Below are 20,775 nucleotides of genomic sequence, written 5' to 3'. Positions count from 1 at the left end.
TACGCCTGCAATGACGGATTACGCCCCGAAGCGGTCCGAAACTGCACCCCGATCTATTTTGTCCGGGCCGCTTGTCGGCATCGCCTCGACGAACGCGATGTCACGGGGGTGTTTGTACCGGGCCAGACGGTCATCGAGGAACGTCCGGAGTTCGTCGAGGGTCAACGGCCGACCGTCAGCATCGTCCGAACGAACGCCGGTGGCGGGTTCGATCACGGCCTTCCCGACCTGTCCCCACCTGTCGTCGGGAACCGGAATCACGACGACTTCACCGACCGAGGGATGGTCGGCGATAGCGTCCTCGACCTCCGCGGGATAGACGTTTTCGCCGCCGCTGACGAACATGTGCTTGGTGCGGCCTTCGATGTAGTAGTAGCCGTCCGCGTCGACGCGAGCGAGGTCACCGGTGGACACCCAACCGTCGCCGAACGTCTCGGCAGTGGCCTCGGGATTGTCGAGGTAGCCCGTCGCGGCGTGGGGCGAGCGCAACTGGAGTTCCCCGACGGTGCCGGGATCGACCGACTCGCGTGGACCGCTGGGGCCGCCTTCGTCGTCACTATCTTCCGGCTCAACAACTCTGGCGTCGACGTGCATCGCCGGCTTGCCGACCGAATCAGCCTTCCCTCGGGGCCAGCCCTCGGGCATCGCGAAGTTGTTCGGGCCGCATTCGGTGAGGCCGTATCCCTGTGAGAGATTGACACCACGATCCCACCACGTCTCCATCACGCTCTTGCGGCAGGGGCCACCCCCGGACTTGGCGAAGCGGAGTGACGAGAGATCCGTCTCCGTCCAGCGGTCGTGCTGGGTCATCATCCGCAGGATTGCCGGGACGGCAACGAGGACGGTCCCGTCCTCCGCGTCGATGGTTTCAAGCACGTCGCCGGGGTCGAACTCGCGGGCGATGACCACTGTCCCCCCCATGTGCCACAGCGGGACGGTGAGGACGTTCCAGCCGCCGGTGTGGAACATCGGGAACACCATCGGCGTCACGTCATCCTCGCGCAGACCCCAGGCTGTGATCGTGTTCAGGGAGTTCCAGACGATGTTGCGATGCGTGATCTCCGTCTCCTTTGGCGTCCCCGTCGACCCGCCGGTGTGGAGGAGCAGGTGCGTGTCGCCGGGGGCCGGTGTCGCTGTCTCGACGGGCGTGTCGTCCTCGGGGAGGGCCGAAGCGTAGGGCGTGCTGTCGAGCGTGGCAGCCGAGGACGCACCGTCGGTGGCGGTTTCGAGATGGATGAGTTGGGGAGCAGCCGTATCTGCACGCTCCAGAGCGGCCGAGACAGTCTCGGCAAAGGGAGCCTCGACAACGAGGATTTCCGGGTCCACACGGTCGAGAAGTTCGGCGAGTTCCGGGGGCGCAAGTCGATGGGACAGTGGGGCCAGTCGGCTCCCAGTCTTGCCGGTAGCAAAGAACAGGTCGACGACGGCGGGGCGGTTCCGCGAGACGACGGCAACGGTGCCGGCAGCGTCAGAGCCAGCGGCCTCGTCGTCCGCGCCGACACCGTACTGCCTGAGCAGTCGAGCAGTCTGGTTCGCCCGCCGGTCCAGTTCGGCGTACGTGAACCGCTCGCCGGTGGTCGCGTCGATCAGTCCTTCACGGTCCGGCGTGAGCGCGGCCCGGCGCTCGCTCCAGGCACCGACCCACTTTTGTGGGGTTTCGAGACCTATTTTAGACATCGTCGATAAAATTCTGGATCTGTGTGTTGACACGCTCGTACTCTTCAATGAACAGCAGATGCGGACCCCCGTGGACGGTGACGAAATCGGCGCTCGGCAGGCCCTGCGCCAGCAGTTTTCCGTTCTCGTAGGGAACCACCTCGTCGGCGGTCCCGTGGATGACGAGGGCTGGAACTGTGATCTCACTGAGGCGGTCCGACGCGTCGAACGCCTGGACCCCCGCGCCTTGCCATTCCAGTGCCTGGTCGCTGGCGTCGCTGTCGATGCGCCAGTCGATGATGCGCTCGATGAGGTCCTCGTGGGCGCCCATGAACGAATCCGAGAGCGCTGGCTGCATCTTGTACCGCCGGAGTTCGCGCTCGTCGAGGTCATTGGGGACGGCGAACATCCGCTGCTGTGTCTCCTCGGGGACAGGCTTCGCCTCCGGGCCGCCCGGTGAGGTACACATGAGCGTCAGCGATCTGGCCCGGTCGTACTCTAGGGCGTACTGCTGGGCGATCATCCCGCCCATGCTGGCCCCGACGACGTGGGCCTGCTTGATGCCGGCGTCGTCGAGTACGGCCTCCAGATCACTCGCCATCTGACTCATCGTGTACGGCCCCTCCGGTTCGTCGGAGTCCCCGGTGCCGCGGTTGTCCCACACGATGGTCTGGTACTCATCGACGAGCGTCTCCTGTTGCCACAGCCACATCCAGCGGCCGTAGCCAATGCCCTCGACGAAGACGACGGTCTCTGCGTCGGGCGGCCCCTCGCGCTCGTAAGCGAGCGAGACGCCGTCGTTGGTTGCGTATTGCATACTCTCCGTTTCTGGTTGGATTTTCTTCAAGTGGTTCGGTTCCGCGTTCATTGCTCTACTGGCTCCCTCTCCAAGTGACCACACTGCGTGTCGTTTCCCTGGCGATGCCGCTCCATAGGACGGCCGGGCAGTGACCGGCCACCCCACGCCCAAGTCGTCGTTCTGTCAGGCGGTTCGACGGTCGTTTTCACTGGTTTCGTCATTCCGAATCACCCCAGAGCTTCGCCGGCAACGCCTCGGCAAACGTCCCGCCGAGACGCGCCCGGAGCGTCCCCAGCAGGCCGTCGGGGACGTAGAGGACGAACAGCACGAACACGAGGCCGACGTAGAGGCTTGCGTGGCCGTTCAACAGCAGGTCGATGAGCCCGCCGATGGTCGTGTCCCCGACCAGGGTCGCGTCAAGCGTTTCCTGCCCCAGCAGCGCACGGAGGTAAGGCAACAGGCCGCCGCCCTGCCCGGCTTTCGAGAGGAACTCTCTCACCGTTTCGTCGAACAGGTGGCCGTACAGCGAGCCAGCGAGGGTCCCGAAGCCGCCGATGATACTCGCCAGCAGGGCGTCGCCGGTCACCAGAAAGTAAAAGGCGTTCTCCGGGCTGGCCGAGCGCTTGAAGCCGGCGAACAGTCCGCCGGCGACCGCGGCGAAGAAGCCGCTGATGGCGAAGGCCCCGAGCTTGTACAGATATGTGTTGTAGCCGATAGCAACGGCGCGCTCCTCGTTTTCCCGGATAGCGATCATCACCCGTCCGAACGGGGAGTGGATGACCCGCTGCATGGCGAAGTAGCAGGCCAGGACAACCAGGCCGATCATGTAGTAGGACACTTCCGTGCCGGACAGCGTCGACCCAAGCAGAGCCACCTCGTCGCCGGTGAGGACGCCGATCGACAGCGATAGCTGGTCGATACCGGGGACCCCGATCTGAAAGCCCTCTGCGTGGCTCGGCCCGACCGCCGGGCCGTCCCGGGGGTTGGTCGCCACGTAGTCCCAGCCGCGGACGAACACGTAGAAGACCTGTGCGAAGCCGAGTGTGATCATCGCGAAGTAGACGCCCGACAGGCGGAACGAAACGAGGCCGACGAGCATCGCCAGCACAATGGCGATGAGACCGCCGACCAGCAGCGACAGCATGAACGGCGTTCCGGGACCGAGTAGCGGCAACTTCCCATTAGCGATGAGGATGACGGTGTACGCGCCGGTACCATAGAACACCGCGTGGCCAAACGAGAGGTAGCCGGTGTAGCCGCTGATGAAGTCAAACGAGATGGCAAAGAGGCCGAAGTACAGGACGCCGACCATCGTCTCCACCGTCGGCAGGAGCATCTGTGTCTCGGCGCTGACCGGCGAATTCAACAGGATGTGATACACCGGCGGGTACAGCGCCAGCAGGGCGATGACGAGGATGTGAGCGGTGTGGTCCCGCAGGTATTCGCGGGGCCATCCAGCTTCCACAGTCGTCGCCGGTGGCTCGGACGCCGCCTCAGCGTCGGCCTCGGTTTCGGCGCTAATGGCCGCCCACCTCCTCGACGCCGAACAGGCCTTGCGGGCGGACGATAAGCGTCACCACGAGGACCAGAAACAGCACGAGTTCCGGCAGACCCGTGAACTCGATGGCGTTCTGGAACCACCAGGTCGTCACCGCGTCGGCCATCCCCACGACCAGTGCGGCGACGACGGTGCCTCGGAAGGTTCCGAGGCCGCCGACGATGACGACGATGAACGCCGGCAGCAGCGTCTCGGCCGCGAGCGGGACGCTCGCACCCCAGGTCGGGTCCCACATCAGCAGCGTTCCGGCTGCGCCGGCCAGGCCGATACCCAGCGCGAACACGACGGTAAACACCTGGCGGACGTCGATACCGAGCGCCGACGCCATCTCCGCGTCCTCGCTCCCGGCGCGGATGTACAGGCCATAGCGGGTCCGCGTGAGGAACGCCCAGATGCCAAGCACCGTGACCGTCCCGAGGAGTATCTGGAACAGCGACATCCACCCGGCGCTGACGGGACCGAGGGCGACCGGTTCGCGCAGGAACTGCGGCTTGGTCGCCAGCGCGGCCTGCCAGTCCGACAGCGGCTGGAGGCCGTAGACACCCAGCACAATGCGAACGACCTCCTCGATGACGAGCGTCAGGCCGAACGTCAGCAGGATCTGGTATATCGGCGGCCGGTCGTACAGCGGCCGGATGATGGTTGTCTCGATAGCCCCGCCCAGCATCGTCAACAGTGCGAAGACGACGACGATGGCGACAAAAAACAGGCCGAGGCGGGTCAGCGGCGCTGTTCCGCCAGTGACTGTGACCACCATCAGGAGGCCGCCGAGGTACGCCCCGACCATCGTCAGCGACCCGTGGGCGAAGTTCAGCACGCCCATGAGGCCGAAGATGAGTGTGAGGCCGCTGGCGATCATCACGTACAGCGCCGACTTGGCGAGTCCGTTGACGATGACACCACCGAGTTCACCGAGGGTCAAAAACTCCGCGAGCGCTTCGACAATCATGCCGAGAGATACCTCCTGAACCGCTCGTCGTCAGCCGTCACCGCCGCTGTCTCGCCGTCGTCGACGACGCAGCCCTTGTCGAGGATGTAGAACCGGTCGGCGAGGTCGAGCGCCAGCGGAAGGTTCTGCTCGACCAGCAACATCGTCACCTCCTCGCTCGCCTTCGACAGCGCCTCGGCCACGTCGGCGACGATCTGTGGGGCCAGTCCTTCGCTCGGTTCGTCGACTAGCAGCAGGTCGTTATCGCCGACCAAGCCGCGAGCGATGGCAAGCATCTGCTGTTGGCCGCCCGACAGCGTGCCGGCGTCCTGCCCCCGCCGCTCTTCGAGGATGGGGAACGAATCAAAGGCCAGTCGGAGGCCGTCGCGCACGTCGTCGGGGTCCGGTATCGCCGCCCGGAGGTTCTCCTCGACACTGAGTTGGCTGAACATCCGACGGTCCTCCGGAATCCAGCCCAGTCCGCGCTCGGCGACCTCGTGTGTCTCCAGCCCGACCAGCGACTCGTCGCGGAACGTGATCGACCCCTCGCGAGGCGGCGTCAATTGAAGGATGGTCCGGAGTGTCGTCGTCTTACCGACGCCGTTGCGCCCCGCGAGTGCGACCACTTCTCCCGCCTCGACGGAGAGGTCGACGCCTTCGAGGATGTGGCTGTCGCCGTAGTACGTGTGGACGCCGTCGAGTTCGAGCAGGCTCACGCCATCCCCTCCTCCGAGTCTCGGTCGGACCCGGCCGCAGTCGTATCGTCATCCAGACTGCCCGGTTCGTAGCCACCGAGGTATGCCGACTGTACGTCGGGGTTGGCCCGCACCTCCGCCGGCGGCCCGTCAGCGATGACTGCGCCCTGATGGAGTACGACGACGCGGTCGGAGACACCCATCACGATGTCCATGTTGTGCTCGACCAGCAGGACTGGGTAATCCTCCGCCACTGCTTCGATGAGGGCCCGGATCTCGTCGACGCTCTCCGAGGAGACGCCGGCGTTTGGCTCGTCGAGCAGGAGGACCGTGGGGTCGCCCGCTAGCGCGATAGCGACTTCGAGCTTGCGCTTCGCACCATGGCTCAGTGTGCTCGCGAGGTCCTCTGCCCGGTGGGAGAGCCCCACCCGGTCCAGAATCTCGTGGGCGCGCTCGGTGAACTCGTCGTAGTGGTCGACGTTGCGCCAGAACGACGTGGCGTCGTCGCTGTGGGCCTGTTCCGCGACCCGGACGTTCTCCAGAACCGTGCTGTTGGGGAAGACGTTCGTCACTTGGTAGGAGCGGTGGATGCCCTTGCTGGCCGTCTCGTGGGGCGACGCGTCGGTGATATCCTCCCAGGTCCCGTCACGACGGAGTTCGACCGTACCCTCGGTGGGCGAGAGGGTCCCGGTCAGCAGATTGAAGAACGTCGTCTTGCCGGCCCCGTTCGGGCCGATGAGCGAGCAGAGTTCAGCGTCGAGTTCGAAGTCGACGCTGTCGACGGCGGTAAGCCCCCCGAACTCCTTGGTCAGTCCCTGTGTTCTGAGCATACTTACAGTGAACAGTCCATCTGGTCGCTGTCCTGCGGAATGGTCGTCTCGTCGGCGCTGATGCGGGCGAGCGGTTCGCCGGGCATAATCGCAGCTCCCCAGTTGTCGGCCCACTCGTCGGTCGTGGGAATCGGGTTTGCGACGGTCATCGCCGAGCGCGCCTGGTTGTTGTACCCTTGGAAGGTGTAGGCGCCCTCGCCTTTCGGCGTGTCGGTGACAGTCATTCCTTTCAGGGCATCGGCGATGTCCGCACCCTCGGTCGACCCGCTCTCCTGGACCGCCTGGTGGATCGCCGACGCACCGGTGAAGGTCCCCGCCGAGAACAGGTCCGGGACGACGCCGTACGCGCTGGTGTAGCTGTCGACGAACGCGTCGTTGATCGGGTTGTCGTACTGGTTCCAGTGGTAGCGGGTCGTGAACGGCCCCAGTCGGGAGTCCCGTATCTTCTCGGCTGTCAGGGGCTCGCCGAGCACGCTCTGCATCGTCCCGCCGACGACGCTGTTGGTGATTCGCGTGGCGAACCCGCCAAACACCCGATAGGAGTACTCGCCCGAGAGGAAGGCGTTAAACATCGCGGGAAGCGTCGCGACGGTGAACCCGCCAACGACGCCCTCGGCACCCGCTTCTTCGGCGTTGTCCAGCAGCCCCTCCCACTCGGCGTAGCCCTGCTCAACGAAGCGTTCGCCGACGATATCGACCCCTTCGGCTTCCAGCACGTCCCGGTAGTTGTTAACCACTGCCCGGCCGAAGCTGTAGTCCGCGCCGAACAGATAGACGCTCGACACGTCCGTCTCTCTGGCGACGTACTTCCCGCCCGAGCGGGCGTCCATCGCGGTGTTCTCGCTGGCCCGATAGACGAGGTCGCTACAGGTATCCGAGTTGGACGTGATGTCGGCCGACGCCGCCGGCCCGAGCATGATCGGGACCTGCGCCTGATTGACGACCGTCGTGACGACCCGGCTGGCGACTGCTGAGGACGCACACCCGGCGAGCATGTCTACGTCCTCGTTTTCGACGAGGTTCGTCGCCGCTGTCTGGGCCGTATCCGCCGAGAACTCCGTGTCCCGTATCAACAGGCGATACTCTGTGTCACCGGCGGTAATCGTAATCTCGCCGCTGCCGGGGTCAGTCGGTGGGTCGGTCTCTCCCTTGTATGCCAGCCCGGAGAGGAACCCCCACAGCGACTGATCGCCGTAGTACTTCAGGTCGCCAGCGCGGGGCTGAAGGACGCCGATACTGACCGTCTGCATCGAGCCGCCGCCCGATTCACCGTTCGTGCCACTGTCCGTCGTGCCGCCGTCCGAATCGTCCTGTTCAGTCATGGATGAGTCGTCACTGACACAGCCGCTGAGCCCGACAACACCGGCACCGAGCGCGCCGAGAACGCGCCTCCGTGTGGCCGTATTCTGCATAACAAATTATTGTAGATCTGCCGGCCACATAGTGTTCTGAGTTAACATGTTAATGCAGCGGCCAGAACGCAGTTCTCGTCCGTATCAGGACTGGCACAAAAACGGCGGCAGATCGCCTATATCGTTCCTCACTCGGCGAATTATACACTCAGGACTATTTGCCATCTGCTACGTAGCTGCTTCAGCAGCCGTTATCCGGTACACCTCAGCGGTCACCCACGTTAGTAACGGTGGAATAGCAGAGAGTCCCAGACCAAGCGCCACCACGAACTGTGTGTTAGACGAAATAGAGTAGACGTCTGCGACAAAGGACACTTTGACCGCGGCTAGCCAAACAAGGACCACTGTCGGTATCACTGGGCGCTGACGAAATGATGCCCACACAGACACAGCCAGTAGCGTACTGCCGAAGAGCAGGTACACGAGAGTTATAATTTCGGCTAGGAGCCCGAGTTCGTGGCTGGGATCTATTCGCAGTGTCTCTGATACTCCCTGATCCCCACCCAACAAACATAGAGGCCAGCTAAGTTGAGAACAATAGATGGAATTTGATCCCGAAGTCTCCTACCAATTTCCATGGACGGAATCCATTCTCATATTGTGAAGATCTTGTGTATATTTTCCCACATCCCTGCCGGTGTCTCCCGCAACTTGGTGAGGATGCAGTGAACAGTCCTACTGTATTTAGAACGTTTCACAGTCCACAGCGTGAATCAGGGAACTGGGTATCGGCGGAATTAGATTCTAACCAAGAATGGGTCGTTACTAGCCGTCTCAATCGCACTACGTAATTAGAGAATTTCGTGGTCAGTGTACCGATGCAGGATACCGAGGATGACCACCCACGGCAACATCATTCCGACGGTGATTGAAACCAGAAATCCAATCCGACGGTTCACACCGAGGAAGTCAAACAGTTCCATCCCTCCCGCGAAACCTGCGAAAATGAACACTCCGAGGAATCCGGCAATTGGGATCAGGATGGCCCCAGCAAGCAACCGCCTTGCAAACCTACGATACGGTGCGAGTATAATTCCCAAGAGTAGCCCGAATACCGTTTTGAGGGCTAGCCCAAGCGCTGAGAGTAGTCCTCCAGAAGATGATTCGGCGTCTTCGCCAGCCATTATTATGTCAAATATGGCGTTGTATAAAATACTTTCAGTCGAGATATTATACCCGTCGGCTCCGCTTCTGCACTCATACTGAGTCCGGACATAGGAATGTGACGATCAGCTCACAGTCCCGAAATCATGCGCGGCAGCCGGTTTCGCTTTGTCTCTCTGGATGGAACCAGCGGGGACGGTCTATATTTTGACCCACAGCATCAGTGTTCTCTTGTGGCGATGGAGGTCTTGTGACGGTCTATTACTCCCAGCGGAGAAACGATTAGACCGACCGGGACATCGAACTCAGTTCTCGATGTCGTCCAGTGCTTCGACGACGCGCTCGATCATCTTCCGCTCGCCGCGCCGGAGGTTCTTCGAAACGGCAGGTTTGGACACGCCGAAGTCTTCGGCCAGCGACCCCAGCGTCGCATCACGGGGTGACTCGAAGTACCCTTCGGAGACGGCGGTTTCCAGCGTCTCGCGTTCGGTATCCGAGAGGTCGCGACAGCCGTCGACGAGCGTCATCGCCGCGCCGGCGTTCTGGACGAGGTCCTGCAGCTGTGGGAGCGTCGTCGACGTGCGTTCGATTACGTCGTACTCGTTGTCGCGGTCCAGTTCCGAGAGCGTCGTGTCTGCGTCCCGGCCGCGGTCGAAGCCGACGTGCCATGTCTCGCTGCCCGCCTCGATGTGGAACGGCCCAGTGATGTAGCCGCCGTTGTCCCTGATGGTCTGCATCGCCGCCGTTTCTTCGATAGTTGTCCTGATGTGAGCGGCGTTGTCTTCCCGGCGCAACAGCGCACAGTTGTTCATGTTCTCGTGGGCTTGCAAGCTGTCCAGCCCCGTATCGAGTACCCCCGCATCCTCGGCTTCGACGATCATCCGCGTCTCCAGCTCCCGCGCGCGCTGGTCGAAGTCCCAGTGTACCGCTGCAAAGGCGACATCGTGGTCTGCCGTCGTGTCGATGAACGGGCAGTCGTACTGCTCCATGTCCAGTGCGATATCTATCATTGGCAGTCCACTGTCTCGTGTGTGATTCGTGTGATACGGTAAAGAATCCCACGATTAATAATAGCTATTTCCCGCAACTGGGTTCTTCACGAACGTCTATCCCTGATACACCGTTTCAATAGTGTTTTAGGGCTCGGTTCTGGATGAAGTGGTATGACTTTGCACGCCAGAGAGATAAACCAGGACGTACGGGAGCTGGGTGCGCTCCTGGGCGAAGTGCTGGAGGCACAGACCTCGACCGAGGCATTCGAGACGGTGGAAACGATCCGGAACTCGTGTATCGACTACCGGCGTGGAGACGCCGAGACGCGGGAGGAGGTCCATCGGGCTCTGAACCGACTGAACCCGGAGACGCAGGATATTGTCGCACGCGCATTTACCACCTATTTCGAACTTATCAATCTCGCCGAGGAGCGCGAACGGGTCCGCGAAATCCGAGAGGGCAGTCAGGAAGGCGTGCTGGCCGACAGCGTCGAGGAAGCTGTCCGCGATTTGGCCGAACGCGGTGCAGACCCGGAGGAGTTCGAGCAGGTCCTCGAAGACGTGCTCATCCAGCCGACGTTCACGGCCCACCCGACCGAGGCCCGACGGAAGACGGTGAAGGCGAAGCTCCGGTCGGTCGCCCGTGACATCGAACGACTCGACGAACGGCGGCTCACCGACCGCGAACGGAAGCGCATCGAGCGGAACCTCGACGCCGAAGTGACGAGCCTCTGGCAGACCCCACAGGTCCGTGACCGTCGCCCGGAGGTCACCGACGAGGCGCTGAACGTCCAGTGGTACCTCGAAAACGTCCTGTTCGACGTCATCGACGAGGTGTACGACGAACTCGAACACACCTTCGAAGACGTGTACGACGAGGACATCGACATCGACACGCTCTACGAGTTCCGCTCGTGGGCCGGGTCCGACCGGGACGGGAACCCGTTTGTCACCACCGAAGTGACCGAGGAAACGCTGGAGCGCCAGCGCGACACTGTCCTGCCGCTGTACCGCAACAAGCTCAAAGAGCTCTCCGGCGTGCTGAGTCAGGACGCCTCGAACATCGCGACTGACGCGCTGTTCAACGAGCGACTGGACCGCCACAAGTCTAGGCTCCCCGGCATTGCCACTGAGGCCGAGGAACGGTATCCCGATGAGCCCTACCGCCAGAAGCTCCGGTTGATGCGCGAATCCGTCATCCGAGTCAGCGATGTCCGCCAGGGCGGCTACGAGAACGAGGAGGAACTGCTGACCGACCTCCGCGTCATCGCCGACAGCCTCCGGGAGAACGACGCCGAAGTCATCGCCGAGGCCCACGTCGACCCACTGATTCGCAAGGTCGAGACGTTCGGCTTCACCCTCGCTAGCCTCGACCTACGCGACCACCGGAAGATGCACACCGACGCCATTGCCGAGGCTGTCGACCGGCAAGGCATCGACTACGCGTCGATGGACGAGGACGAGCGTGTCGAGTTCCTGACCGAGGCCATCCTTCAGGACAACCCCGTTATCGACATGGAAGACACCGAGGGGCTCTCGGAGGACGCCACCCGCGTCCTCGAACGCTTCCTCGCGGCCGCCGACTGGCAAAACGAGTTCGGCATCGACGCCATAGACACCTACGCCATCTCGTGGTGTGAGGAGCCCAGCCACGCGCTCGAGGTCCTGTTCCTCGCCGACCAGGTCGACATCGTCGACCTGCCCGGCTACTGCGGGTTCGATGTGGTCCCGCTGCTTGAGTCGGAGTACGCCCTCTCCGGTGCCCGCCGCATTATGGGCACGCTGTTCGAGAACGAGGCCTACTCCCAGGCACTGGAGGCCCGGGACAACATCCAGGAGATCATGCTGGGGTACTCCGACTCGAACAAGGAGAACGGCTTCCTCGCCGCCAACTGGTCGCTGTACAACAACCAGAAGCGACTCGCGGACATCACTGACGACTACGACGTGGAGATGCGCCTGTTCCACGGCCGCGGTGGCTCTATCTCCCGCGGTGGCGGCCCGATGAACGACGCCATGCTGGCCCTGCCAAACGAGACGGTGACCGGCCAGATCAAGTTCACCGAGCAGGGCGAGGCCATCGCCGAGAAGTACGCCAACCACGACATCGCCGAGCGAAACCTCGAACAGATGCTCAACGCCCAGATCCGGGCGCGGCAAAACGCGATCGAGGAGCCCGTCGAGGAGATCCCCGACGAGTGGGAAGAGGCGATGGAGATAGCGGCCGACGCCGCCCGCAACGAGTACCAGGACCTGCTCGAGACCGACGGCTTCGTCGAGTTCTTCGACCAAGCGACGCCCATCACCGTCATCGAGAACCTCAACATGGGTTCGCGGCCGGCCTCCCGGAGCGAGGACCGTAGCGTCGAGGACCTCCGGGCCATCCCGTGGGTGTTCTCTTGGACGCAGGCCCGCTGTATCATCCCCGGCTGGTACTCGATCTCGACCGGGCTGGACGCCTACCTGGAAAACGGCGGCGACATGGAAACCTTACAGGAGATGTACGAGAACTGGCCGTTCTTCCGGACGAAACTCGACAACGCGTCGCTGGCGCTCGCCCGGACCGACCTCGGCATCGCCGAGGAGTACGCCGACCTCGCTGACCCCGAACTCCGCGAGCGCATCTACCCGCGTATCGTCGAGGAGTACGAGGACACCGTCGAGAAGGTGCTCGAAATCACTGGCCAGGACGGCCTGCTCTCGCGGGACTGGCTCAAGGAGAACCTCGAGCGCCGGAACCCGTACGTCGACCCGCTGAACCTGTTGCAGGTCCGCCTGCTCAAGCAGTCCCACCGGACCGAAACCGAGCGCCGGACTCTTCGGCTGACCGTTCAGGGTATCGCAGCCGGGATGAAAAACACCGGGTGAGCCACTGAATCTCACCGGTTGAGGCATCGCTGCAACGACTTACTACGAAAGTAGTACCCATCGAAGGATTTACGCGTCTGCCCCCGGAGTAGCCGGTATGGCACTCGAAACTGTTCTTCTCGCAGTTGGACCGAACGACGCCGACCGAATCGACGAACTCGCAGACGCTGTGCTCGATATCGCGAGCCCGGCCGGTGCGACGGTCATCGTCGCACACGTATTCACCGACGACCAGTACGACGGCGTCGTCAACAGGCTCGAATTCGAATCGACCGGCGAAGCCGACCCCGACGAAGTTGCCGACCGTCACACAACCGTCCGGGAACTCGTCTCGCGGTTCGACGACGCCGGGCTGTCGACACAGGTGCGCGGTGCTGTGGGCAACCACGGCGAGCAGATCGTCAGCCTCGCCGAAGCCACGACCTCAGACCTCGTCGTCGTCGGCGGCCGCAAGCGCTCGCCGACCGGGAAGGCCGTCTTCGGCTCCACCGCACAGGAAGTCATGCTGAACGCGCCGTGCCCGGTCACGTTTGTCCGCGGCGAAGACTAAAACCGCAGAAAACGAGCTTTTTCAGTTACTCTACAAGCGCGGCTTCGAGGAGTTCGAGCGGATGTCGGATCTCGTAGCCGCTGCCGTGTTCCATCTGCATCGCACAGGTCGGGCACTCGGTCATGCCGGTTTCACCTTCGGCGTGCTCCATGTGCTCGAACATCTCCTCGCCGATCTCCATCGATTTCTCGTATTTCTCCTCTTTCCAGCCGTAGGTCCCCGAGATGCCGGAACAGGAGTCGCCGACATCCTCGACTTCGGCGCCATCCAGGTCGCGGAACAGTTCGACGGCCTGTCGGTCAAGTCCCTGATTCCGTGAGTGACACGGGGCGTGGTAGGCGAACTCTTCGGCGAGGTCACCGTCCACGTCGGCCGCCTGCACTTCGCCCTTGAGGTCTTCGTGGATACGGAGGTACTCAACGGCCTCGAAGGTGTTCTCGGCGACCTTGTCGATGCCGTCGATATCGAACAGTTCGGGGTATTCCTGTCGGAGTGCCATCGAACACGAGGTACAGGAGGCGATAGCGTGGTACCCTTCGTCGACGAGTTCGGACATCGACGAGACGTTCGTCTCGGCGTGGCGGCGGGCGTCGTCGAGCATCCCGTTGGCGAACATCGGCGTTCCAGAGCACTTCTGCTCGGGCGCGACGACCTCGTAGCCGAACTCCTCGTACACCCGGACCATTGCCTTGCCGACTTCCGGCGTGTTGTAATTGGAGTAACAGCCGTGGAAGTACGCCACTTTCTTGTCGGCATCCTCAGGGAGTCCACGCCGTTTTCGTGCCGCCTTCGCGTTCTCCCGTGACTGGACTTGACCGCCGCGGTCGGCCCACCAATCGCGGAAGGTCTGTTTTGCGAAGGCAGGGAAGTCACGCTCGCTGGTAACGCCGAGCGTCTTCTCCATGACCCAGCGGGCCGGGCCGAAGTTCATGGCGAAGTTGGCAAGTCGGGGGACCTTGCTCGCGAAGAACGCGGAGGTGCGGTAGTTCGCGAGGATGCGGTTCCGGATGTACTCGACGGAGAGCTTGTCCATCTGCTCGCTGACGTACTCCCCGCGGGCGGTGTTGTGCATCTGGCTGAGCGGGACGCCCGACGGGCAGGCGTTGTCACAGCGCATACAGTTCGAGCAGTCCATCACCGAGTCGTCGATCTCGTGGTCGTCGTCGGACTGCTTGAGCCGCCACTGTTCGGGGCCCTGGAACTTCGGGCCGGGGAAGTCGTCGTCGACCTCCGCGACGGGACAGTTCGTGTCGCAGGTCGAGCATTTGTAACAGGAGTCCGCGCCGGGACGGAGGTCGAAGTCGTCGCTGTCGGGGAAGACATCGACTGGTTCGAACTCCTCGCCTGTATTCGGTGCTACCGGGTCAAACTCTGTCTCTGGTGGGGTTTCAGCGTCACTCATCGTGCCTCCTGTGCGGCGCGCTGGCCCGCCGCGTAGCCTGTTGCGATCGAGACGCCGCTACCGGATTTCTCGGCGGCGAAGTCGTAGCCGCCCAACACCGAGCCGGCAGCGCGCAGGTTCTCGAACTCGCTGTGCTCGCTCTCATCGAGGGGCCGCAGATCATCGTCGGTCGCCACGCCGTAGCGAGCGAACTCGTGGTCGCCGAACAGTTCGCCCTCGAACCAGTCGTAGCGGTCCGCAGCGTGGGGGACGTGGCAGTCGAAGACGGGTTCGTACACGCCCTCGCGGTCGGACTCGACGCCCTTGCCGACGAAGCCGCCGGTTGCGAGGACGTACTGGTCGGCGCTGTTGGGGATCTTTGCGCCGTTTTTCTCGATGCACACCTTTTCGATTCGGTCCTCGCCCTCGAAGTCGACGACGGGATTCCCGGTCTCGATGCTGGCCCCGGCCTCGTCCAGTGCCGAGAACAGCGCGTCTTCGAGGCGGAGACCCGGCAGGGATGGCGGCCCCATCGGGACCTCGAACACGTCGACGCCGAGGTGGTCGCCCAGTGCGTCGCGGATCGCGCCGGGGTTGTCGTCGCCGAGAATCGCCGGGAAGCCGACCCGCTCTTCGCCTTCCAGCAGCGGGTTCACACGCTGGGCCAGCGCCTCGCGGGCCGGGACCATTCGCCCGCGAACCGCAACCTCGCTGTTGGTATCGAGCAGTTTGGCATACCGTGTGACCTTCGCGTCCGCGCGCAGGTCGCCCGGGAACCGGATCGTCTCGCCGCGGACATCGAAGGGCACGCCCGTCGCATCGAGATGGGAAGCGACGTGGGGCGCGTCGAAGTCTACCATCTCCTCGATGCCGACCAGCAGCGTGTCGCGGGTGTCGCTGGCGAGGCCAGCACTGGCTCCAGCCGGGTAGCGGGCGGTCGGCTTGATGCTTCCGCCGTGGGTCGGCAGGAGCGCGTTTGTGTCCGTGTGCTCGCCTTCGTAGGTCGGAACCGCGTCGTCGAACAGCGACAGTGCGTCCCGGACCGTTTCGACGCCAACTTTCCGGTACGGATGGGATTCAGGCAGCGACGGGATCGCCTCGTACGGATCGGTCAGCGGGCCGTCACCGTCCGGCGTGTAGCCGAGCACGTCCACCAGACCCGACGCCTGTCGAAGCGTACTCTGTTTGTAGGACACCAGTCGCACGTCCGCTCCCTCGCGGGCGGCCGCCAGCGCACTGGTCAGCCCACCAAGGCCGCCGCCGATAACGAGTACCTCAGACTCAATAGCCATCTGTCCCTCCGTCGGCGGCTACGTCCGCGCTGTCGACGCTACCGCCTGTTTGCCCACGGCCCGAATCGAACGCCGAGAAGTCGACCGGGTCGCCGTCCGCCGGGTCCTGATCGCGGTTCTGCGTGGTGGCATGCAACGCGTAGTTCAGTGCCGCCTGGGAGAGCTGCTCGCCCCAGAGGGCGTGGCGCTGACCCTTCCAGCGCTCCTGAAGCAGTTCGTCCCAGGCCTCGCGGACGACCGACTCGTCGTACTCCGAGTGGAGTTCGCTCGCCATCCGGTGCGAGCAGAAGCCGCCCTGACAGTTGCCCATCGACGCCCGGGTTCGGATGCGGACGGCGTTGAGGTCCGAGCCCGACCCCTCGATAGCGTCCTGAATCTCGGCGCGGGTGACGCCCTCGCATTCGCAGACGGTCGGGTTCGGCCCGTCGGTTTTGAGCACGTCGTCGGCCCGGGAGCCGAGTCGCTCGACACTCCGGCGGCCGATCGGCGACCGGAGCCCGAACTCGTCCATGTAGTCCCGGAGGACCGAGAAGTCCTCGCTGCCCGGCAGTGGCTCGTCGGCGGTCCGGCAGTCAGCGTCGATGCCGAACTTCCCGCAGACGTGGTCGGCGATCTGTTCGCCCATCATCCGGTAGGTGGTGAACTTCCCGCCGACGATGCTGGTCATGCCGGGCAGGTCGTCGCGCTCGTCGTGGTCGAGCAGGAAGAAATCCCGCGTGATGTCCGTCGGGTCGTCACTGCCGACGTCCGGTGGTTCGTACAGCGGACGAACGCCCCAGAACGAGCGGATGGTCCGGGCTTCGTCAAGCATCGGAATCAGCTCCGAGAGGGTGTCGATCATCATGTCGACTTCCCACTGTTCCTCGGGGTAGTCCTCGGGGTCTTCGACCTCCTCGTCGGTCGTACCCAGAATCGCAGTCGTCTCGTGGGGCACGACGATGTCGGCGTCGCCCTTGGGCCGACAGCGGTTGATGACGGTGTCGACTTGCCGGATGTTCATGATTGTCATGACGCCCTTCGAGGGGCGGACTTCGATGTCCAACCCGGCCATGTCGCCGATGCGACCGGCCCAGGCTCCCGTCGCGTTCACGACGTAGTCAGCACGGATTTCCTCGGTTCCGCCCTCGGTGCCGTGGACCCGCTTTCCGGGACCGGAGTCGTGTTCGACTTCGATGCCGACTACTTCGCCGCTCTCGACGATGAGGTCGGTGACCTTAGAGTGGGTCTCGATGCGTGCGCCGTGTTCCTGTGCGCTTGCGGCGTTCGCGACGACCAGTCGGAACGGGTCGATAGCCCCGTCAGGAACGCTGATGGCCTTGTCGATGTCCTTCGCCAGGTGTGGTTCCATCGCGCGTGCCTCCTCGCCCGAGACGACCTCGGCGGGAATACCGCATTCCTCACAGCCGTTGAGCTTCTTCTGGAAGTACTCCTCAGAGTCCTCAGGACGCTTGACGAACAGGCCACCGGTCATCTCGACACAGTGGCTTGCGATATCACGCAGAACCCGGTTTTCCTCGATACACTCGGTCGCACTGGCCTGGTCTGAAACGGCGTATCGACCGCCGCTGTGGAGCAGCCCGTGCATCCGACCGGTGGTCCCGTGGGTCAGATTTCCCTGTTCTACGAGGGTCACGTCGAGCCCGCGCATCGCGAGGTCCCGCGCGATGCCCGCCCCAGTCGAGCCGCCACCGATGACGGCGATGTGTGGTGTCGGTCCCATCTATCTTTCCGTGGGTTTGGAGCGCATACACTTCACTTTACCGTTGCTGGTGTTTGGGTAGTAAATTTTCTAAGTAATCATGAGGAATAGCTCAGACGCATACTGTTAATTGTGGACTATTAGCATACAAGTCCCACTAACTATTGAGCGGGGGAACTGTACACTCTTTACTATATTCGAGTAGTAGGTAGAAATATTCAATTTTCGCAGCTTCAATACGGCTGTCTTGGCACTGTATCTGTACCCGAACAGTAGTTATCACTCCTACCGTTTCGACAGTAACTATTATATATTTTGATAGTGGACTATTCCCGAGAACGTGTTGGCCGTTCGGCCAACTGGAGTGACAATGAGTAAATGGAACCCACTTGACTCAGAAGACGACCCGCCTGATGGAGAACGTACCGACGGCGGCGTCACAGAGGGGCGGGATGGAAACGAGCCGGAGACCGAACCGCCGTCGGCAGGAGCCCTCCAGAAGGACACAGAGACCGAAAACGACCCTGAACAGGCGGAACTGGAAGCACGATGTGAGCAACTGGCGGTGGAACTCGAACAGGAGCGGGCGGAACGTGAAGCGCTCGAAACCGCTGTCGACCGTCTCACTTCTGTAGCCAAGGCAAACGCCGATGGCGACCTGACTGCGAAACCCGGGCAGCCACCATCTGAGGCGGCTAAGCCGCTGTACGACGCATACAGTGAACTGCTCCGGGAATGGACTGACACCGTCGACCGGATGGCGTCGTTCAGTGAACAGGTGACCGCCGCGACGGAACAGGTCGACACCCGCCTCGGGTCGGTCAAGTCCGCCAGTCGGGACGTGAGCGGCGCTGTCGGTGAGATTTCGACCGGTTCGGACGAGCAACGCGACGAGATACAGTCGATCTCCGACGAGATGCGGAACCTCTCGGCGACGATAGAGGAGATAGCGAGCGCCGCAAACGAGGTCGCAGACACGTCCAGCGAAGCCAGCGTTCGAGGCGAATCCGCACTGGAGTCGGCGTCCTCGGCGATGACGACGCTCGACCGGCTGACCGACAACGCCGAAGCGACCGTCGACAAGGTCGAACAACTGAACGACCTGCTGTCGGACATCGAGGAGATTGTGGGCTTCATCACGGACGTCGCGGATCAGACCAACATGCTGGCACTGAACGCCAACATCGAAGCGGCCCGAGCAGGGGAATCCGGCGACGGGTTCGCCGTCGTGGCCGAGGAGGTCAAATCGCTCGCGACCGAGACGAAGGAAGCGACCGACGAGATCGCGGCTTCCATCCAGGAAGTGCACGAACAGGCCGACGCAACGGTGTCAGAGATGTACGACACTCGGGAAAGCGTCGAGGACACTCGGTCGTCGGTCGCCAGCGCACTCGACGAACTGGATTCCGTTGTTTCGATGGTCGAGGAAGTCGATTCGAGCGTTCAGGAGATCGACGATGCGACGGATACGCAGGCCGACTCCACACAGGAAGTCGTCTCGATGGTCGACGACGTCGAGGACATCAGCACCCGGACGGCTGAAGAGGCGGCTATTGCCGCCGACGCCGCAGCGGACCAGACGACGGAACTCGCGGAGGTTTCGACGCGGGTCTCGACGCTCACCGAGCGGGCCGAATCGCTGGACGCGTCGCTGGATTCGTTCGAACTTGCGACCGGTTCGGCGGCGGCAAACACGGACGGAACCGTCGTCGAGTTCTGGCACGCGATGGGTGGCGAAAAAGCGCTACTGCTTGAAGAACTCGTTCGCGAGTTCGAATCACAGACGGAGGGTATCAGTCTCACACTGCGGTCGAAAGGGAGCTATCGCGGAACCCTCGATGCGACGCTGAACGCCGCCGAAAACGGTGACCCACCGGCGATTGCGCAGATATTTGAGATCGGTACTACGCGTGCGCGCGACAGTGGACACTTTACGCCCGTCGAGGAACTCCTCCCCGCAACTCATATCGACTCGCTACTTGACCCGGTCACGAACTACTACCGGTTCGACGGGACGCTCCACTCGCTGCCGTTCAACGCGTCGAACCCGGTGATGGCCTACAACCGCGACGCGTTCAGGGAGGCGGGGCTCGATCCCGACTCGCCCCCTGAAACTCTCGCTGACGTGCGAAGTGCGGCTGCGCAGCTCGTCGACGGGAGAGGCGTGGACACCGGTATCACGTTCGCGAACTACTCGTGGTTCGTCGAACAGTGGTTTGCCGAGGCTGACCAGCTCCTCGTGGACCAGAACAACGGGCGGTCCGGGTCACCGACGGAGAGTTATCTCGACGGGCCGTTCGCCCACGACTTGTTCGAGTGGTGGAAAGGCCTCGAAGCGGATGGACTGTACCACGACCCCGGCATCGAAGCCAGAGGCGCAGCTCGGGCCCATTTCGCCGAAGGGAACGCCGCGATGCTGATCGGCTCGACGTCGTCGCTGAACAGCATCGAAAGCAGTGCCGATTTCGATGTCGGGACCGGCCGGTTCCCCGTGCTCAACGACCGGACCGGCGTACTCGTCGGCGGCGCATCCCTCTGGGTCGGCGATGCCGTTTCCGAGGCCGTACACGACGCTGTCGGCGAGTTCCTCACCTGGCTTACCGAACCAGCCCAGCAACGTCGGTGGCACCAGGAAACCGGGTATTTCCCGGTCCACGAAGAGACGATTCCACAGCTCCGGGCTGACGACTGGTTCGACCAGAACCCACACTACAAGACGGCGTTCGACCAGCTCATTGAGACGCGCGATACCACCGCAACGCGGGGCGCACAGATCGGCCCGTTCGATACGGTTCGAACAATCATCGAAGACGCAGTCGACAGTATGGATGGGCCCGATTCAGTCCCGGTCGCACTCGATCGACTCGACACACAGGTCACAAAGCAGCTTGAGCGGTACGATTCCGACCGGTAGCGCCGTCTCCTCCTTTCTTTACTAGCCAAACATCACCATTAGTAATCTTTATAATGGTTCACTATGTTGTTTACTGGCAAGGTGGTAGCTTTCATAA

At 62.8% G+C, this 20,775-nt stretch carries 15 protein-coding genes; 3 read left to right on the top strand and 12 right to left on the bottom strand.

Translation table 11 applies throughout. The features are described from left to right. Positions 1-18: 18 nt before the first annotated feature. The 9 genes from IEY38_RS07520 to IEY38_RS07480 all read right to left on the bottom strand — a co-directional run bounded on the left by IEY38_RS07520 (position 19) and on the right by IEY38_RS07480 (position 9,992). Entirely contained in the window at positions 19-1,677 is a 1,659-nt protein-coding gene (locus tag IEY38_RS07520) for an AMP-binding protein (protein WP_188976684.1), read from the bottom strand. Continuing rightward, the gene (locus IEY38_RS07515) at positions 1,670-2,524 is read right to left on the bottom strand and encodes an alpha/beta fold hydrolase (RefSeq protein WP_188976682.1); all 855 of its coding nucleotides are present in this window, start codon (positions 2,522-2,524) and stop codon (positions 1,670-1,672) included. Before IEY38_RS07515 ends, IEY38_RS07520 begins: the two co-directional genes overlap by 8 nt. A gap of 148 nt (positions 2,525-2,672) precedes the next feature. Beyond that, entirely contained in the window at positions 2,673-3,836 is a 1,164-nt protein-coding gene (locus IEY38_RS07510) for a branched-chain amino acid ABC transporter permease (RefSeq protein WP_188977339.1), read from the bottom strand. A gap of 136 nt (positions 3,837-3,972) precedes the next feature. After that, positions 3,973-4,962: a branched-chain amino acid ABC transporter permease gene (locus IEY38_RS07505; protein ID WP_188976680.1), complete on the bottom strand. Its 990-nt coding sequence runs from the start codon at positions 4,960-4,962 to the stop codon at positions 3,973-3,975. Continuing rightward, a complete protein-coding gene (locus tag IEY38_RS07500) occupies positions 4,959-5,657 on the bottom strand; it encodes an ABC transporter ATP-binding protein (RefSeq protein WP_188976678.1) in 699 nt (232 codons plus the stop codon). Before IEY38_RS07500 ends, IEY38_RS07505 begins: the two co-directional genes overlap by 4 nt. Further along, positions 5,654-6,466, bottom strand: coding sequence for an ABC transporter ATP-binding protein (locus IEY38_RS07495; RefSeq protein ID WP_188976675.1), 813 nt, complete (start codon positions 6,464-6,466; stop codon positions 5,654-5,656). Before IEY38_RS07495 ends, IEY38_RS07500 begins: the two co-directional genes overlap by 4 nt. Positions 6,467-6,468: 2 nt before the next feature. Continuing rightward, positions 6,469-7,878: an ABC transporter substrate-binding protein gene (locus IEY38_RS07490; protein WP_188976673.1), complete on the bottom strand. Its 1,410-nt coding sequence runs from the start codon at positions 7,876-7,878 to the stop codon at positions 6,469-6,471. Between the two features lie 791 nt (positions 7,879-8,669). Then, complete coding sequence (locus IEY38_RS07485; protein WP_188976672.1) at positions 8,670-9,002, bottom strand: hypothetical protein; 333 nt, start codon at positions 9,000-9,002, stop codon at positions 8,670-8,672. 285 nt (positions 9,003-9,287) lie between these two features. Next, positions 9,288-9,992, bottom strand: a complete 705-nt coding sequence (locus IEY38_RS07480; protein ID WP_188976670.1) for a helix-turn-helix domain-containing protein — start codon at positions 9,990-9,992, stop codon at positions 9,288-9,290. A 153-nt stretch (positions 9,993-10,145) separates the two neighbouring features. Here IEY38_RS07480 and ppc point away from each other — a divergent pair, with 153 nt between their 5' ends. Further along, on the top strand, positions 10,146-12,842 hold the full coding sequence (gene ppc, locus IEY38_RS07475) for a phosphoenolpyruvate carboxylase (protein WP_188976669.1): 2,697 nt from the start codon (positions 10,146-10,148) through the stop codon (positions 12,840-12,842). 97 nt (positions 12,843-12,939) lie between these two features. Continuing rightward, positions 12,940-13,392 (top strand): universal stress protein, encoded by a 453-nt coding sequence (locus tag IEY38_RS07470; RefSeq protein WP_188976667.1) that lies wholly within the window; start codon positions 12,940-12,942, stop codon positions 13,390-13,392. Between the two features lie 25 nt (positions 13,393-13,417). On the opposite strand, the gene IEY38_RS07465 is transcribed toward IEY38_RS07470, so the two are convergent. The 3 genes from IEY38_RS07465 to glpA are packed head-to-tail and all read right to left on the bottom strand — an operon-like array spanning position 13,418 to position 17,785. After that, complete coding sequence (locus IEY38_RS07465; RefSeq protein ID WP_005534829.1) at positions 13,418-14,794, bottom strand: anaerobic glycerol-3-phosphate dehydrogenase subunit C; 1,377 nt, start codon at positions 14,792-14,794, stop codon at positions 13,418-13,420. After that, positions 14,791-16,065 (bottom strand): glycerol-3-phosphate dehydrogenase subunit GlpB, encoded by a 1,275-nt coding sequence (gene glpB, locus IEY38_RS07460; protein ID WP_188976665.1) that lies wholly within the window; start codon positions 16,063-16,065, stop codon positions 14,791-14,793. The genes IEY38_RS07465 and glpB overlap by 4 nt, the downstream gene beginning before the upstream one ends. Further along, positions 16,055-17,785 (bottom strand): anaerobic glycerol-3-phosphate dehydrogenase subunit GlpA, encoded by a 1,731-nt coding sequence (gene glpA, locus IEY38_RS07455; protein ID WP_188976663.1) that lies wholly within the window; start codon positions 17,783-17,785, stop codon positions 16,055-16,057. Before glpA ends, glpB begins: the two co-directional genes overlap by 11 nt. Positions 17,786-18,134: 349 nt before the next feature. Between glpA and IEY38_RS07450 the strand changes: the two genes are divergently transcribed. Further along, positions 18,135-20,678 carry an extracellular solute-binding protein gene (locus IEY38_RS07450; RefSeq protein WP_188976661.1) on the top strand — a complete coding sequence of 848 codons (2,544 nt, stop codon included), beginning with the start codon at positions 18,135-18,137 and terminating at the stop codon, positions 20,676-20,678. Positions 20,679-20,775: the final 97 nt, after the last annotated feature.

This window comes from Haloarcula sebkhae, from assembly GCF_014647415.1.
Lineage (GTDB): Archaea > Halobacteriota > Halobacteria > Halobacteriales > Haloarculaceae > Haloarcula > Haloarcula sebkhae.
The sequence above is the reverse complement of the archived record's forward strand: the minus strand, read 5'-3'. Positions and strand labels throughout refer to the sequence as shown.

What these genes read in the sequence shown, in the direction of transcription:
- IEY38_RS07520 (WP_188976684.1), bottom strand. Translation starts at nt 1,677, where the DNA reads ATGTCTAAAATAGGTCTCGAAACCCCACAAAAGTGGGTCGGTGCCTGG.
- IEY38_RS07515 (WP_188976682.1), bottom strand. Translation starts at nt 2,524, where the DNA reads ATGAACGCGGAACCGAACCACTTGAAGAAAATCCAACCAGAAACGGAG.
- IEY38_RS07505 (WP_188976680.1), bottom strand. Translation starts at nt 4,962, where the DNA reads ATGATTGTCGAAGCGCTCGCGGAGTTTTTGACCCTCGGTGAACTCGGT.
- IEY38_RS07495 (WP_188976675.1), bottom strand. Translation starts at nt 6,466, where the DNA reads ATGCTCAGAACACAGGGACTGACCAAGGAGTTCGGGGGGCTTACCGCC.
- IEY38_RS07490 (WP_188976673.1), bottom strand. Translation starts at nt 7,878, where the DNA reads ATGCAGAATACGGCCACACGGAGGCGCGTTCTCGGCGCGCTCGGTGCC.
- IEY38_RS07485 (WP_188976672.1), bottom strand. Translation starts at nt 9,002, where the DNA reads ATGGCTGGCGAAGACGCCGAATCATCTTCTGGAGGACTACTCTCAGCG.
- IEY38_RS07480 (WP_188976670.1), bottom strand. Translation starts at nt 9,992, where the DNA reads ATGATAGATATCGCACTGGACATGGAGCAGTACGACTGCCCGTTCATC.
- ppc (WP_188976669.1), top strand. Translation starts at nt 10,146, where the DNA reads ATGACTTTGCACGCCAGAGAGATAAACCAGGACGTACGGGAGCTGGGT.
- IEY38_RS07470 (WP_188976667.1), top strand. Translation starts at nt 12,940, where the DNA reads ATGGCACTCGAAACTGTTCTTCTCGCAGTTGGACCGAACGACGCCGAC.
- IEY38_RS07465 (WP_005534829.1), bottom strand. Translation starts at nt 14,794, where the DNA reads ATGAGTGACGCTGAAACCCCACCAGAGACAGAGTTTGACCCGGTAGCA.
- glpB (WP_188976665.1), bottom strand. Translation starts at nt 16,065, where the DNA reads ATGGCTATTGAGTCTGAGGTACTCGTTATCGGCGGCGGCCTTGGTGGG.
- glpA (WP_188976663.1), bottom strand. Translation starts at nt 17,785, where the DNA reads ATGGGACCGACACCACACATCGCCGTCATCGGTGGCGGCTCGACTGGG.
- IEY38_RS07450 (WP_188976661.1), top strand. Translation starts at nt 18,135, where the DNA reads ATGAGTAAATGGAACCCACTTGACTCAGAAGACGACCCGCCTGATGGA.